Below are 16664 nucleotides of genomic sequence, written 5' to 3'. Positions count from 1 at the left end.
GGGGATTTTAAATTCGCCGATCTGGACGACAGCGGTTCAATTGATGGTAAAGACCGTTATTTTGCGGGCAGTGCCTATCCAAACTTTACTTATGGCTTGAGCTTCAATGCAAACTACAAAAACTTTGACCTGAATATTTTTGCACAGGGTGTCTATGGCAATAAATTGTTCAATGCAGTGAAACGCACCACTTACAGTGCCAGCGGACCTTCTTACAACAAGCTGGTTGGAATTCTGGATGCCTGGTCTCCTGAAAATCCAAACGGAAAAGTACCGATCATTTCTACTTCTGATGCCAACGGTAACTTCAATGCTTCTGATTTCTATGTGGAAAGCGGTTCATACCTGCGTTTAAGGAACATCACCCTGGGCTACACCCTGCCAAAGTCGGTGAGCAACAAATTAAGAACTGGATCTGTGCGTATCTACGCGACTTCAAACAACCTGTTTACCATTACCAAATACTCAGGATTTGATCCAGAAATCGGGATGGACAATAACGGATTGGATGTAGGACGTTATCCGCAAGCCAGAAGCTTCCTGCTGGGATTAAGTGTGAATTTATAATTTTTAAAAAGAAGAGAAATGAGACAAAGTATAAAATATATGACAATAGGCGCCCTGGCGCTGATGAGTTCCTGCACAAAACAACTGGACATTACACCTGAAGGTGCACCTTCTGCGGGAAACTTCTGGAAGACTAAAGAAGATGCGGTTAAGGCGGAAGCGGGTATGTATGAAAAATACAATGACGAGGATTATTATGGAAGGGGCATGTTCTGGTTTATCAATGCCAGCGATGATATGGTGACCGGAAGGAACAAACCGGAAGCGGACAATATTAAAAATTTCAACCGGAACTATATTGGAGGCGGTTACACCGAGTCACAGTGGTCGATGCGTTATGCCACCATCAAACGGGCAAATGATATCATCAAAAATGTTCCGGCCATTCAGATGGACGAGCAGTTGAAAAAACAGATCATTGGTGATGCTTATTTCAACGCGGGTCTGGTTTATTTCCAGCTGGCCTCAAATTATGGTAACGAAAAAGCTGGTGTACCTATCATCAGTCCCGAAACGGATCCATCAATCGCTACACCAAGGGCAGCGAATGTAAATGAAAACTACGATTATATTATCCAGCTCTTGTTGAAAGCGGCAGACAATCTGCCTTATTTTACGGATATGCAACCAGCTGATTATGGAAAGGCGCACAAAACAGCCGCCTGGTCTTATTTATCTAAGGTATACCTGTTTAAAAAAGATTATGCCAATGCGGTTAAGTACTCGGACATGGTGATCAATTCCGGGAAACATGATTTGGTAAATACAGGCTTCGCAGATGTGTTTAAAGCGGCCAACAACTGGTCTAAAGAATACATCTGGTCTGTGGTTTGTACACCAAATGGCGGTGGGACTGGCTGGGGCAGTAAATTGCCTGGCGTGATGCTGACCAATAAAGGCTGGACCTTGTACAACGGCTGGGGCTATTACCTGCCAACTAAAGAGCTGTATGATTCTTATGAAACCGGCGATCAGCGCAGAGAGGCCACTATTTTGAAACCTGGTGATCAGTTTATGTATTTTGGTACGATGCGCAGCTTTACCAAAGATGGTGGTGCGACTTCCGACTATCAGTTTAGAAAGTATATGGAGCCTTTCGGTTATGCGAATCCTATTCCTTTGCATGTTAACCCTAATGGAGATAATGGTACAACGGACCTTAACGTTCCATTGATGCGCTTTGCAGAGGTGCTGCTGATCAAGGCAGAAGCAGCCATTCAACTGGGCGGTGCAGGTGCAGGAGATAAAGAACTGAACCGCATCAGGGTACGGGCAGGTTTGACGCCAAAAACGGGAATGACCCTTGCCGACCTGAAAAGAGAACGTCGTAATGAACTGGCCGGAGAATGGGCAGACCGTCACCGCGATTTGGTGAGATGGGGTGATGCACAGGCGGCTTATGCTAAACCTTTACACGATTCGCAGGGAAATGTGATCTGGGCGGCCAGAAATTTCAACCCTCAGGTAAATGATGTTTGGGCTGTTCCGCAGAAAGAAATAGACAACAGCAATGGGGTCATCAAACAAAATGCAGGATGGTAATTAAACACTTTATATGCCCGGCGGTTCTTGCCGCCGGGTTATTTTTCGGCTCCGGCGCTGTTGCTCAAACCTCACTTAGTTATAATCAGGGCCACAGCCATAATGACTATCATCAGAACATTCCTTTGTTGACGGCGTATTATGCCGGCATGGGTTCTATTGAGGCCGATGTATTTTTAAAAAAAGGACAACTGTTTGTCGCGCATGATTCTACAGAGATCAGTGCGGAAGCCACTTTAAAAAATTTTTACCTGGAGCCTCTCTCCCGCTTTTATGTCAAAAACGGGAATCAGCCCTATAAAGATCCGGCTTTAAAACTCCAGCTGGTCATCGACATCAAAGAAGACTATCAGCATGTCATCCCGCAGCTGATCAAAGATCTGAGTGTTTATCAGAACATATTCAACAGCGCCACCAATCCAAAGGCCATCCGGATTGTGCTCAGCGGAGATATTCCTGCGCCTTCAGAGTTTAACCGTTATCCGGAGTATATTTCATTTGATGGCCGGCCAAACAAAGCCTATACCGCAGATCAGTTGAAACGCATCGCGATGATTAGTGATGAATTGAAAAGTTATACCGTTTGGAATGGAAAAGGTACGCCAACGCCACCCGATGAGGCGAAACTCAAAGCGGTAATTCATCAGGCGCATCAAATGCACAAGCCTTTCCGCTTCTGGGCCACTCAGGACAGTCCAAATACCTGGATTGTACTCGAAAAAATGGGGGTAGACTGGATCAATACTGATCATCCTGAAAAATTAAAGGAGTTCTATCTTCATAAGGACAAACTGACCTATACCAATCCTGTGGCTTATCCGGTCTATACGCCGGATTACAAATCAGATGGCTTAAAAAAGCCGGTAAAGAATGTGATTTTACTGATTGGCGATGGGATGGGACTGGCCCAGATCCATGCCGCTTCTATTGCCAATCATGGCGATCTGAACATGACCCGGATCCGCAACAGTGGCTTCTCGCAAACTGCTGCGGCAAACAGCGGCAATACAGATTCAGCTGCCGGCGGCTCGGCTTTCGCTATGGGCGAAAAGACCAACAACCGCTATATAGGCATGGGTACCGACAATAAAAAAAGGACTAACCTGGTCGATACCCTTGCGAACTACGGGATCAAGAGTGGTATCATCAGTGTAGGAGATATTACAGATGCCACACCTGCTGTGTTCTATGCTCACCAGCTGGACCGTTCCATGAGCCAGGAAATTGCACATGATCTGCTGGAGAGTAAAACCGAGATCCTGGTGGGTTCCAACCAAAAGAGTTTTCTTCAGAACAAAGATGCTTCATTGATGAATCAGCTGACCGCTAAAGGTTTTAAGCTGAGTACATCATTGGCAGATTTCACCAGAGAAAGTACGGGTAAGCAATTGGTTTTATTGCCTGATGAGGCAACCAGACCAGTTAAAAATGGCCGGGATGACATGTTGAAGCAGTCATTGGTACAAAGTATCAAAATGCTTTCTGCAGATAAGAAAGGCTTTTTTATTATGGCAGAAGGCGCCCAGATTGACTATGGGGGCCATGCGAATGATCTTCCATATGTGGTTACAGAGTTGCATGATTTTGACAAGACGATTGAGGCGGCCTTACGCTTTGCTGATCAAAATGGAGAGACCCTGGTGGTCATTACTGCAGACCATGAAACCGGCGGATTGACTTTGCTGGATGCTTCTGCAGAAACAGGAACAATTAGCGGAGAGTTCAGTACCAACGACCACACCAATATCAGCGTACCTGTATTTGCATATGGGCCACGCTCAGACGAGTTTAGAGGAACTTACCCGAACAATGAGATCTTCCACAAGATCCTGAAAGTTTTAGAACTGAATAAACGCAAATAAAGAAGATGGCTGTCTGAAAGCTTCATTCCGGACAGCCATCTTTTTATTTCTTTTTTTGATTCAGGGCCTGGACTACTGCTTTTTCAAGCAGGGGCTCCATGACTTTATAACCAGCCAGCGTTGGGTGCACCCCATCTTCGGTCAGGCTGGATTTCAATCCATCCTTCTCATCTTTCATGACGCTATGGTAATCCAGATAAACGATGTGCTGCTGCGCGGCATACTTTTTTAAGCGCTCATTCAATTCTATGATCTTCCCGGCAGGTTCCAGTCCCTTTTTCCAGGGATAATCAAAAACAGGGAGAATGGAAGAAATAACGACATTAATATGGCTTGCTTGGGCAAGTTCCATCATAGTAACCAGATTCCCGAAAATTTCATCCAGGGTAGCCGGACCGGTATTCCCGGCAATGTCATTCGTTCCACCTAAAATAACAACAACGGCCGGCTTGAGATTGATTACATCCTGCCGGAACCTCAATATCATCTGTGGCGTAGTCTGACCGCTGATTCCGCGGTTGATAAAATTCTTATGTTGTTCAAAAAAGCCTGGATCAATATTTCCCCAGCCCTGGGTAATCGAATTGCCCATAAAAACAACTCTTTTTTCTTTAGGATGTTCCTGATCTGCCTTTTGATTGGCTTCCTGATAGAATTTAAGTGCCGGCCAGTCTTGTGCAGAGGCTCTGTTGCCAAAAATCCCCAGCAAGAGAAGGGCAGAAACAATTTTAACGCGTTTCATTGTCTTTTTATTCATGGTTTAAAATGATACGGAGAAAAATAGCCATTCTTCTCCGTATAAAATGTATAAATATTAAAATCCAGGGTTCTGTTTGGCCAGAGGGTTAGAGTTCAGTTCCTGTAAAGGAAGTGGATAGAGGAGGTAATTTGTATTTACTGTTCCTCTTTGCTGTTTAATGAGATCAAGTGCTGAAATTTTGTGAACAGCGGATGCATCGGCTGTTGTCTGGTTACTGTACCGGACCAGATCAAACCATCGGTCTCCCTGAAAAGCAAGTTCCAGCCTCCTTTGGCGGTCTACCTCATCTCTAAAGACATTTTTTGTAGGCAGATCGCTGAGTTGCAGAACTGCAAGACCTGCCCGCTGACGGATGGCATTTAGTTTTCCTAAGGCATCAGATGTTGGCCCGCTTTGCTCGTTGGAAGCTTCGGCGTAGACCAGGTAAATATCATCCAGGGTCAATACCGGATAGTTGTCCTTACTGGCAAAGAAATTGGTGCTTCTCCATTTATAAACAAACCAACCATTGTCGTTACCCGGACCTGCACCGCCATAGACAACACTCGCATAGCTGATACCACCTTCTACCGGACCTATCCGTTTCCATCGGATGTCGTTCAGGGTATCGGCATAACTGATCAGCTCATTGGTCGGGATGTCGTACTTTGGAAAAGAATAAGAAGCCGGAGGTGAGGGCAGCACCAGGTCTGGCAAGGTAAAACCTCCGTCATCAGCACCGGCAAACTGTACTTCAAAAATTGACTCCTGGTTATTCTTAAAAGGAAAAAGAGCTGGAAAAGGTGTGGTTAAACCTGTACCGTAATTGCTGTTGCTGATGACTTTGGCTGCGGCTATAGCAGACATAGACCATTTTCTTTCATACAGGTAAACTCTAGCCTGCAGTGCATTGGCAGAGCCTTTGGTGGCTCTTGTGCGGTCTATGCTGATGCCTCCATAAGTTTGAGGCAATAGGCTTTCGGCTTGCCCCAGATCGCTTTCTATTTGGGCATAGACCTGATCTGCAGTTGATCGGGCCATAGCCGATTGGCTTTCTGCTTCTGTTGGCAACAGGTGTAGTGGAACACCCCCAAAGCATTTGACCAGGTTAAAATAATGCAACGCTCTTAAGAAGTAGGCCTCACCCAGGATCTGGTCCCTGCGCTGAGGGCTTAGCCTGGTGCTGATACCTGGTACATACTTAAGGACTGAATTGGCGCGGTTAATTGCTTTAAAGGCCTGTTGATATAACCTTCCGGGCTGGCTGGTGGTTGCTGTCCACTGGATCTTATCCAGGGCAAATACATCGGCATTATCCGAAGTGGCATTATCGGAGGGCATTTCGCCCATTACGTTTAACACCGAACCATAGTAGCTGTCATCCTGCAAAGCATCATAACAGCCAGTGATTGCCGATTCTGCATCATCTCCGTTCTTAAAGAAATTTGCTTCGGTAATACTGGTGAGCGGTGTTTTGTCCAGCACCTTCTTACAGGAAACGGTTCCTGTGATCAAAAGGGCTGCCAGAAGAATTTTGTTGATATATGTTTTCATCTCGTTCGCTTTATATAATCAATTAGAACTGAACACTTAGGCCCGCGGTATAGGTTCTGGCAGGCGGATATACGCCGTAATCCCTCCCAAAGCCGGTATTGGACAATGGATCTGCATTGACTTCAGGATCATAGCCTTTGTATTTGGTAAAAGTGAGCAGGTTCTGGCCTGTCACATAGATTCTCAATGAGCTCATCCGCATTTTTTTCAGGAAGGCCGACGGGAAGGTATATCCTAAGGTCAGGTTCTTCAGGCGTACATAGGTGCCGCTTTCCAGGTATTGGGTAGAGAAACTGGCATTACCATTCGGATCACCATAAACTTCTCTTGGGATATTGGTATCTTGTCCGGCATGCGTCCAGCTGTTGAGTACAACGACCGACTGGTTAAAAGGATTGATCATGTTTTCCAACAGGGTCCGGTTCTGGTTAAAGATCTTGTTTCCAAAGCTGCCCTGGAAAAAGAAACTCAGGTCAAAGCCTTTATAGGTCAGGGTGTTCGTGATCCCCGCAATAAACTTGGGGTTGGGATTACCAATGATCTTACGGTCTTTGGCATCAATAACGCCATCACCGTTCAGGTCTTCGAAACGAAGGTCTCCAGGGGCGGCATTGGGCTGTACAGGTGCAGCGGCCACCTCTGCCGGAGTTTGGAAAATTCCCTTAACTACATACCCGTAAAAGGCTCCTAAAGGTTGTCCTTTTTCATTTATAGAGTAGTCTCCAATGATCTGGCGGCCTACCTGTTTGCCTGAATCATCCATCAGGGTACCCAGATCCAGAATTTTATTCCGGTTTAAACTGAAATTAAACTGGGTATTCCAGTTCAAACCTTCTGCGGAGCGAAGATTAATGGTATTGATCCCCAGTTCAAATCCTTTATTCTGGACCTGGCCTAGGTTCTGTACGATGACAAGATTTTCAGAACCAGAACTAGGTGACAAAGGCACATTGGTGAGTAGGTCTTTGGTCTTTTTTAAATACACATCAGCGGTCAAAGTTACCCGGTTATTAAATAATTCCATGTCCACACCGGCATCATACTGATAGGTGGTTTCCCATTTCAACTGGTCATTTCCGATCTTTTCAGGTGCAATTCCACCAGCTACACTGCCATCGCCATTGTAATTGCTGTAATTGTATCCTGTTCCAAAGGTGCTGAAGCGGTCATTGACACCGACATTCTGATTTCCATTGGCACCAAAACTGGCACGGACTTTCAATTCCGACAGGAAATCGCTTTTATGAAAAAACGATTCGTTAGACATCCTCCAGGCTACTGAAGCCGCCGGAAAATAACCAAACCTGTGGTTGGCAGCAAAACGACTGGAACCATCGGCCCGCATACTGGCCGAAGCATAATACAGGTCTTTGTAGTTATAATTGGCCCTGAAGAAATAACTCATCAGACCCCATTGTTCTTCATAACTGGACATCGTTTGCTTAATACTGGCTGCAAAAAGATAGGGAACGGCGTTGGAAGGGAATCCGTATCCGGAAGAACTGGAGGTAAACAAACTGGAATTCTGTACAGACTGACCAGCCAAAAGGGTCAGATAGTGGTCTTTATTCAGTGTTGTTTTGTAGGTCAGGGTATTTTCCCAAAGCCAGATGGTCCCTGTATTGGTTCCTGTGGCTGCACTTCCCCGGCTGGCAGAGGGTGCATTCTCAAAGCCTGGGTTTTCTCTGGCGATAAACTGGTTTTCGATCTGTGCCCGGTAGTCTATTCCGGCCGAAGAACGCAGGACCAAATTGGGCAGGATGGTATACTCTCCATAAATATTACCAAAAAGCTGATTAAGAGTAATGGTGTTGTGGGTTGTTTCGTTGTCTCCGAATGGGTTATCTGATCTGGAAAAAGGATTCAATGCGTAGGTGCCATCCGGGTTGTAAATAGGAATGGTGGGGATCTGCTCCAGTGCACCGAGTACGACGCCAGAATTGTTCAGTTCCATTTCTGTCCTTGTACTGCGGTTATTTTTGGTATTGGCCAGGTTCAGGCTCGTTCCTATCTTAAACTGATCACTGACTTGCTGATCGAGGTTAAGCTTTACAGAATACCTTTCAAATCCGGAGTTCCGGATAATACCGTCCTGGTTAAAATACGCGCCTGAAAGGTAATACTTGGTTTTGTCACTTCCACCCTGCACACTCAGCTGGTAATTGGATATGGGTGCAGTATGGTACAGCAGATCCTGCCAGTTGGTATTGGTGGTCACGGTATCGACATTATAGGCGGGATCCATATCTGCGTTGATCAGGGCTTGATTGTAGATACCGGCAAACTGTTTTCCATCGAGCAGTTTGATTTTTTTGGCCAGCTGCTGGACACCGTAATACATGTTAAAGTTGACCTGGGGTTTCCCTGATTTCCCTCTTTTTGTGGTGACCACAACCACGCCGTTAGAAGCCCTGGACCCATAAATTGCTGCTGCGGCACCATCTTTCAGCACATCAATAGACTCAATATCACTGGTATTGATGGTACTCAAGGGGTTGGGCCGCTGGTTACCAATTCCAATCTCTTCATCATATCCGGGCTGTACCGGAACACCATCGATGACATACAAAGGTGAAGTACTTAGGCTCAGGGAATTTTTTCCCCTGATGCTGATGTTGATTGCTGAACCGGGCTGGCCTGTAGGGTTACTCACTTCTACGCCGGGGGCTTGTCCTTGTAAAGCATTTTCGAAACTGCTCACAATCTGCCGGCCCAGCGCTTTACTTCCTACTGTGGCCACGGCTGTACTGAGCTCTCTTTTCTGCTGTGTACCATAACCTATACGGATCTCAACTTCATTTAAATTACTGGCATTCTGGCTTAAAACCACATGAAGGTCATTGTTATTGCTGTTTAAGGTGATTTGCTTTGATAGATAGCCAATAAAGGAAACAATTAAAATATCTCCTGTCTGGGCATCAATGGAAAAAGAGCCGTCTACATTACTCTGAACGCCAAATGGTCGGCCTTTTATAGTAATACTCGCCCCCGGCAAGGGAAGTCCGGTTGTATCTGTTACTTTACCTTTGACCTTGATCGGATTGACAAAGGCTTCCTTCCGGTCAGAAATAATAATGGTTTTGTTTTCTATCGTAAAATCCAGGGGCTGATCTGAAAAACAAGCTTTCAGGGCTTGCTCCAGAGGAACCTCATGCAGCTGAACACTAACGGGCTTTGCTTTATGCATAAGATCGTAACTGTAGAAAAAGACATACCCGGTTTGTTTTTTGATAGACTGGAGTACTTTTTCCAATGCCTCGTTCTTCCCGGAATAGGTCACTTGCTGTGAATATCCGCTTGCAAACACGTGAACGAAGGCAAGGGTGGTTAATATAAAAATCAATTTCATGATTCGCCAGGTTTGTTCGTATCTGTTCCGGGACGTCCTGGTGCTTTTCAAAAGAAGCGGGAATGGTCGCCGGCGAGTACCATAAGTAATAAAATTCATTACATTTGATTTGTTTAGGGTTTGATGAATGAGTTGATTGCAAAATAGATTGGTTCCTGAACACCCTGAATACTATTGCCGGGAGCGGGCCAACGCTTCCGGTTTTTATTTTTCAGGATCAGGGGAAAGGTAAAGATCAGGGCATAACCACCACCTCCTTTCCGGTTACTTTAAAATGTATATTACTTTTTTCTAAAATATTCAGCACTTTGGACAAGGGCAGATTTTTTTGTATTGCGCCCCCAAATTCTTTTAAAGGCTGTTTGCCTTCGTATTTTACTTCAATGTCATACCAGCGGGACAATTGCCGCATCACTTCCTGGATATTGGCATGATTAAATTGAAAATAGCCTTCCTTCCAGGCTACCGCTTCCTCCGTATCTACCCCCCTGCTGATTTTTAGCGGAACAGCCTGTCCGGCCGTCATCTTTGCCTGATCGCCCGGTTTCAGCAGCGATTTCATTTGCTGATACGCGATTTGTATGCTGCCTTCCAGCAAAGTCGTTTTCATACTTTGCTCATCTTCATAGGTGTTCATGTTAAAGTGAGTTCCCAATACCTCTACTATTTGTTCCCTTGCACTTACTTTAAATGGCTTTGAAGCGTCTTTAGCAACTTCGAAATAGGCTTCTCCTGTTAATTCGACCAATCTTGACTGTGCCGTAAAGGCCGCCGGGTATCTGAGGGAAGAAGCCGCATTTAGCCACACCTTACTGCCATCAGGAAGAATGACCTGGTATTGACCTCCCCTCGGCGTTGAAATGGTGTTATACGCCATCTCTGCGCCCGAAGAGGCAGAAGAAAGACTGGTGTTGATCAGCTGTCCGTTTTTTGTCTTAACAATAGCCACTCCATTTTGTCTCGCCAGCTCTCCATCGTTCACTTCATTTAATATGATTTTCGAACCGTTAGCGAGCAATAATACCGCTTTGTTGCTGCCCGGCTGGATGTCCTTTTGCGTTATACCAGATTGGACAACTTCTTTGCTCCTTTCAGAAGTGGGCGGGATAAAGACATACAAAGCAACCGAAATACAAAGGAAAACCACTGCGGCAGCGGCAAGCTTGATCCACCTGCCAAGAAGGTAGCGGGATTGTTTCTCCTTTATTTTTGAAAGCAGAACAGGCCTTAACTCCTCTGCAGTTTGTTCAGCGAGTTGCTTTTCTACATTTCCAGCCTCTACTTCCTGTTCGAAGTATTGATACAACATGTCCTGCAGTTCCTCCTTGTGATCAGGAAGATTAAAATGAGAAAGCAAATAGCGGATTTCTTCAGCAGTGCACTGTTTATCCAGGTATTTGTTCAGCAGTATTTCTAAGTATTCCTTCTTTTCCAAAATACATTGTTTTCCTGCTAATACGCGAAATAAAAATTTATGGTCGGCTCTGTTTTCAAAATAATTACACTGAAGCACCCACAAAAACGCAACAGGTTGAAAACAAGAGGAATAAATTACATGCCTTTCATTAAAACCCCGGCAATGAGTGCATAAACAGCAAAATCAGGATGGTTCAATAAATACTTTTTAATGGAGGAATTGGCTTTAACAATATGGTCATGGATTGTAGATGTAGAAATCTGAAGTTCCGCACTGACTTCCTGGTAACTTTTACCCTCCAGTTTACAAAGCATATATACTTTTTTGCGTTGAGGAGAAAGCTGATCTATGGCTTTTCTGACCATATTGATGTTTTCCTTGCTGATCAATAGCTCATCGGTTTGAACATCGGCATCTACAGCCATGGCCAGCAGGTGTGCGCTCAGTTGTTTATTTTTTGCTTCCTTCCGGAAGTAATCATAGACCAGGTTGACGCCAATAGTGTACAGGTAAGACTTAAAAGACAGGCTGGGATCGATCAGATGCCTGTGTTCCCAAAGCTTAAGAAACAGATCCTGGAGCAATTCTTTGGCGACTTCTGTGTCACCGGTCATCCGCAGTATTTTCAGGAACAGGGGCTTGCTGTATTGATCGTAAATTTCGGTAAATGCAGTTTCTTTTCCCTGCTGTAAGTGGAGTAACAGGGTCTCTTCTTGACGTTCAACAGGCTTTTGGTTAGTTTGCATAGGTGGTCCAAAGGGATACCATTTTTCCTTTTCCATAAACTTACGATTTATTCACGGATCTGCCTATAAGAATTCGTAAGCTTTTTTAAGTTGAAAAAATTACCCTAAGAAGGTTCAGGCATAAAAAAAGAGGAACTTCATATGAAGTTCCTCTTGCGGAGAGTGAGAGACTTGAATGTTTGATATTAGATATTAGCCACATTTAGACAAACATCACCCAAAAGGCATTAAAAGGCGTTTCCACTAAACCCAACACAAATGAACTTAACACCAATATCAGAAAATCTACTACCTAAACTACTACCTATTTCTTAAATCATTATCTTTGGTATGGTTTCAAAATAGCGACAATGAAAGGAACAGTTAAAATCTATTTAAGGTTAGATAAGACCTTAAAGAATGGGAAAGTACCCATTGAATTAGTTTACTCCGTAACTAATCAGCGTAAATACTACAACACCGGAGAAAAAGTATTTAAAGAATACTGGGACAATTCTATTCAAAGAGCATTCTACATTCCTCTCAGAGAGGCAAAAAAGAAACTGCCACAAATTGAACCTGATTTGCTCTTAACAGAATCCGAGATTGATGAAATCAACGATAATTTAGCCGCGATTGTAAAAGAGATTGATAATTATGAGAAAGACCACCTCAGAAAAGATATTGCCTTCTCTTCCCAAATGATCATTGAATTATTAAAGGAATCTAAAAATCCATCTGTAAAGAAGGAAGAACCGAACAATTTTGTATTCGACTTCATAGACCAATATATTAAAGACAATACATCCACCAGGGTTAAAGGATCATTGTCAGTATACAAATCATTAAAAGCCCACCTACAGGCCTACGAGACAGCCAAAAGGACAAGAATCACATTTAGTCTTATAGATTATAAATTCTTTCAGGCTTTTCAGAATTTCCTCATTGAGAGAACTAAAATAAACAGAGCAGGTGAAACAAGTAGCTTATTGAATAACACCACCATTGCCAAAGCACTAAGTACACTCAAAACCTTTCTGGGATATGCCAAGCATCATGGCATAACAATCAGCGACAGCTACAAAAGTTTTAAGATAAAGCGGGAAACACTCGAAGTTATCGCATTAACGGAAAATGAATTTGAGACCCTGTTTAACTTCGATTTAAGCAACAATAAACGATTATCCCAAGTTAGGGACGTATTTTGTTTTTCATGCGCTACAGGGCTTCGTTATAGCGATCTAAGCCAACTAAGTAGAGAACATATCAAAGCCCGTGAAATTGATTTAACAGTTACCAAGACAAAGGAAAAACTATCAATCCCATTATCTTATTACTCATTAGCTATACTAGACAAATATAAAGAGCTGCATAAGCCATTGCCCGTTATTAGTTCTCAAAACATGAATCTTTATGTTAAAGAACTCTGCATGGCAGCCGGAATCAATGATGATGTAGAAATCGTACGTTTCAGAGGCGCCAAACGTGAGGCTGTAGTTTATCCAAAGCACGAATTAATAACGATCCACACGGGCCGCAAAACCTTCGTCACACTATCCTTAGAAAGAGGTATGAGTACTGAAGAAGTGATGTCAATATCGGGCCATTCTGATTATAGAAGTTTTAAACGATATGTAAAAGTTACCGAAGAGCGTAAAAAGGTCGTGATGCTGAAAGCGTGGGGTGAACCAGAACCAGTAAGTAAATTGAAAGTCGTTTCTTAACACCCATTAGATAATGAATCCCATTGTTACAGAAAAATTCACTTTATTCACAGAACTGGCATTAAGTACACCTACATTAAACTCTTTAAAAATTGACAAAAAAATACAACAGTTCTTCAAAGGTACTATACCAGACCTATCAAATGAGGAACTTGATAGAATAGCCTCTTTCTTCCCCAAAAAAAACAGAGAAGATTATTACACACTTGCTGCCGAGGCTAGAAAAGAAATAGAATTAAACCTCATTACCTTGAGTGGCTATCCCCTTGAAGAATATTTAGGGTATTTAGTTAGAAAATTGTCCATTTCCTTATCGAGATTAAACAATAATGCTCTAAATAGAAATATAAAATTAATTAACGGAGATTTTGGCAATAATCTAAAAGCTCCACCTAAAACATCCTTAGAATGGGATAGATTTGCACTTTTGAGCGATTTGATTATGGATAGCCAAATCCATTATAACCATATCACCCAAGTCACTCGCTTTATTATTTCAAGGCAGCAATATTATGGTTTTAAGAACTTATATGACTCTTTTAATGAAGATACTCCCAAAAGTAAACTAAGTACCAAACAGAATGAAGTTCGTTTGACCCATAGAGAGCATATTTTGATACATATTTATAAAGAAAAAGCTGGCTACCCTTGTTCTCCGCTTAACAGAACCACTTTAGCCAATGAATTTGGATCCAAGAGAGTAGATGCATTCTATTCCCTAACCAGTCCAAAAAGCAAGGTGTATAAGCCGCCCAAAGAAAAGGAACTTGTGAGAATCAAAAATCACCTATCAAAATTTCCTAACGCCCAAAAAGCCTTAATTAATGATCTGGACAATCTGGATAAATTAAAGTAAAAGTTGTACCCCCTATTTGTACCGGGTATTTCTAAACTTCGCCATCTTTTGTATATTCTTTTGTGCTTCATTAATATTTAAGCACATGGAGAATTTATTTTTAACTTCACTAACAACACCAGAAGTAAGGGAACTTTTTAGACAAGAATTACAAAATTATTTTGAGAACCAGAATCTGCCTGTTACCTCTAAAAGCGAGCCTCCAATTACAACCAAACAACTCTGCGAATTTTTAGGTGTAACTGAACCCACAATAATACGATGGAGAAAAAAGGGAAAAATTCCCTTCATGCAAATTGGTTCTGCATTACGGTATGATAAAGAAGCAGTAATCAAAGCTATTTCTGAAAAGAAAAAGGGAGGAACTCAAAAATGAGGCTCTCCCCTTTAAACTCTTTATTTGATGACGATAATAAAGATACAAAAATTCCACACTCAACCTTTCCGCTGTATCCATCATTCTACAATTATGTTCGATGGAATTAAGTTCAGCTATAACGATACGTTTATTGCCAATTTACTGATCAATGACGAAAAGCTGAATATTAATAAAATAGTCAATTCTGACGGTGAAATAAAGTCATTTTATGGGAATTTTATGGGGTTGAAGTTGCAAATATTTCCAAGTGGCCACATTATAATCAAGGGTAGTCTACACAAGTATTATAACCAGGGCTTGCATAATTATAACGATTTTGACATAGTAAGCCTAAAATGCGCAATTGATTCCCTGCAAAAAGACTTCTATCTAGACCCTAAATTAGCCCGAATAGAGAACATAGAATTCGGAGTGAACATTTCTCCAACATTTGACGTTGACGAGTTCCTAGACCACCTAATGTGGTTCAGAAACAAGCCTTTCAATATTATGGCAACTAAAGGCTGTGGAAATGGCAGGGAGTATTATTTCAACCAATATGGAATTAAAATTTATAATAAGGCTTTGCAGTACGGGTTACCTCAGAATCTTTTAAGAGTTGAAAAGAAGATCACAACTATGTGCGCCTTGAAGTTTGGGAAAATTTGCCTCTTCGATCTTTTAAAGATCCGACTTTGGGATCACTGTAAATGCTCCTTAATTGAAATGTTTAAAGAAATTATAATAAATGAGCCTTTTGATTTAAAATCTTTAAAAAAGACTGAACTGAAAAATTATTATTCGGTTGTTGATAAAAGCCAATGGCTTGGCATAAATAAAGATAAAAGAAAGACAAGAAAAAAAGGGTTCAATGCATTGATCTCAAAATATGGATCGAGGAAATACCAGTTAAATATTCAAAACTTAATCCATTCTAAATGCAATGAGTTAAAATGCACACCATTTGATGCTATAACTAAATGATTAAAACGTGGCATTTTTTTGAATCTTACGTATAACACTTGTTTTGTAAATCGTAGCTACCAATATTGAGGAAATGTATTTACATTTACGCCAACAAAATTTAATAACGAAACAGAAATACTATTAAATAACATATTTAAACAGAAGCGTTAGCTTTTATTCTTACTCTGAAATCCGCAAAATTACAAAGTACATAAGAATAAAGTTTCAATGCCTCGCTTGTCAAAGCGTGGGCTGGACTTTATTTGTTGTACAGGGCTTTTTGCGGAGCCTCAGAGGCGAATGAAACTTCCAGTTCCACGCTTCTTCATTTTAAAGCCTTAAGGAACTGTAAAGGCTCAAAATTTAATGAAAATTCCTATTTTCTTTAAAAACGTCTTTTTTACGGCTTTCCGTAAGAAAAAACTGATTCTGATAAATAATTTTAAAAACATAGCATTATTTATACTTCTAATTTCATAACACCTATGGCTACAACTTTACCCTTCTTAATAATCGCGCTATATGCATTGTTCGGATACCTCCTCTTAAAATATAAGGGGTATGGTAATACCTGGTTTCTATTGCTGATTATTTCAATGACTCCCCTATTTTGGTTCATAGCAGGCAGCTTAACCTCAAAAAAAGATAATACAGGGTAGGCCAGTGTACTTGCCATTATCTTCGGAATCATTAATCTGGGATACTTTATATATGCTAAATACAATTTATCCTGATTTTTATGGAACTAATGAAAAACCCAAATAAAAAAAAATATATTGCCATAGCGATAATATTAATTTTTGCAATTACAAATCCATCCAGAGGCGCACTTGCTTCCTACCTTAGAGAAAAGCACATCAACACGATTGGTAGAGATTTCAACGGTCTCATTTTTTCCCTTTATGGGCATACATACGATGAATATTTGCCTGGGTTATCAGTACAACATCAAGACCATTATATTGGTATTCTGGGTAATTTTATAAAGATTCCATTTTGGATTTA

General features: G+C 41.9%; 12 protein-coding genes and 1 pseudogene. 8 read left to right on the top strand and 5 right to left on the bottom strand.

The window, feature by feature from the left end; translation table 11 throughout:
- The 3 genes and pseudogenes from VNZ46_RS08735 to VNZ46_RS08725 form a co-directional block, all read left to right on the top strand.
- Nucleotides 1-567, top strand: a pseudogene (locus VNZ46_RS08735) (SusC/RagA family protein); the annotation flags it as partial.
- 18 nt (nt 568-585) lie between these two features.
- Nucleotides 586-2109, top strand: a complete 1524-nt coding sequence (locus tag VNZ46_RS08730) for a RagB/SusD family nutrient uptake outer membrane protein (RefSeq protein WP_325559719.1) — start codon at nt 586-588, stop codon at nt 2107-2109.
- Complete coding sequence (locus VNZ46_RS08725; RefSeq protein WP_325559718.1) at nt 2103-3971, top strand: alkaline phosphatase; 1869 nt, start codon at nt 2103-2105, stop codon at nt 3969-3971. Before VNZ46_RS08730 ends, VNZ46_RS08725 begins: the two co-directional genes overlap by 7 nt.
- 43 nt (nt 3972-4014) lie before the next feature.
- On the opposite strand, the gene VNZ46_RS08720 is transcribed toward VNZ46_RS08725, so the two are convergent.
- From VNZ46_RS08720 to VNZ46_RS08700, 5 genes are all read right to left on the bottom strand, one after another.
- Nucleotides 4015-4728: an SGNH/GDSL hydrolase family protein gene (locus VNZ46_RS08720; protein WP_325559716.1), complete on the bottom strand. Its 714-nt coding sequence runs from the start codon at nt 4726-4728 to the stop codon at nt 4015-4017.
- Nucleotides 4729-4785: 57 nt separating this feature from the next.
- Nucleotides 4786-6264, bottom strand: a complete 1479-nt coding sequence (locus VNZ46_RS08715; RefSeq protein WP_325559714.1) for a RagB/SusD family nutrient uptake outer membrane protein — start codon at nt 6262-6264, stop codon at nt 4786-4788.
- A gap of 22 nt (nt 6265-6286) precedes the next feature.
- On the bottom strand, nt 6287-9613 hold the full coding sequence (locus VNZ46_RS08710; RefSeq protein ID WP_325559713.1) for a TonB-dependent receptor: 3327 nt from the start codon (nt 9611-9613) through the stop codon (nt 6287-6289).
- A gap of 235 nt (nt 9614-9848) precedes the next feature.
- Nucleotides 9849-11048 (bottom strand): FecR family protein, encoded by a 1200-nt coding sequence (locus VNZ46_RS08705; RefSeq protein WP_325559711.1) that lies wholly within the window; start codon nt 11046-11048, stop codon nt 9849-9851.
- A 116-nt stretch (nt 11049-11164) separates the two neighbouring features.
- The gene (locus VNZ46_RS08700) at nt 11165-11812 is read right to left on the bottom strand and encodes an RNA polymerase sigma factor (protein ID WP_233173562.1); all 648 of its coding nucleotides are present in this window, start codon (nt 11810-11812) and stop codon (nt 11165-11167) included.
- Nucleotides 11813-12126: 314 nt separating this feature from the next.
- Here VNZ46_RS08700 and VNZ46_RS08695 point away from each other — a divergent pair, with 314 nt between their 5' ends.
- The 5 genes from VNZ46_RS08695 to VNZ46_RS08675 form a co-directional block, all read left to right on the top strand.
- On the top strand, nt 12127-13479 hold the full coding sequence (locus VNZ46_RS08695) for a site-specific integrase (RefSeq protein WP_325559709.1): 1353 nt from the start codon (nt 12127-12129) through the stop codon (nt 13477-13479).
- A 13-nt stretch (nt 13480-13492) separates the two neighbouring features.
- Complete coding sequence (locus VNZ46_RS08690) at nt 13493-14335, top strand: hypothetical protein (RefSeq protein ID WP_325559707.1); 843 nt, start codon at nt 13493-13495, stop codon at nt 14333-14335.
- Between the two features lie 85 nt (nt 14336-14420).
- Complete coding sequence (locus tag VNZ46_RS08685; protein ID WP_325559705.1) at nt 14421-14711, top strand: helix-turn-helix domain-containing protein; 291 nt, start codon at nt 14421-14423, stop codon at nt 14709-14711.
- A gap of 27 nt (nt 14712-14738) precedes the next feature.
- Nucleotides 14739-15677: a hypothetical protein gene (locus VNZ46_RS08680; protein ID WP_325559703.1), complete on the top strand. Its 939-nt coding sequence runs from the start codon at nt 14739-14741 to the stop codon at nt 15675-15677.
- Nucleotides 15678-16398: 721 nt separating this feature from the next.
- A partial coding sequence (locus tag VNZ46_RS08675; protein WP_325559701.1) for a hypothetical protein occupies nt 16399-16664 on the top strand: 266 nt, incomplete at its 3' end.

The sequence above is a fragment of the Pedobacter sp. genome (assembly GCF_035566355.1).
In the GTDB taxonomy this organism is placed as follows: domain Bacteria; phylum Bacteroidota; class Bacteroidia; order Sphingobacteriales; family Sphingobacteriaceae; genus Pedobacter.
Note: the sequence above shows the minus strand (reverse complement) of the source record. Positions and strands in the feature narration are given on the sequence as shown.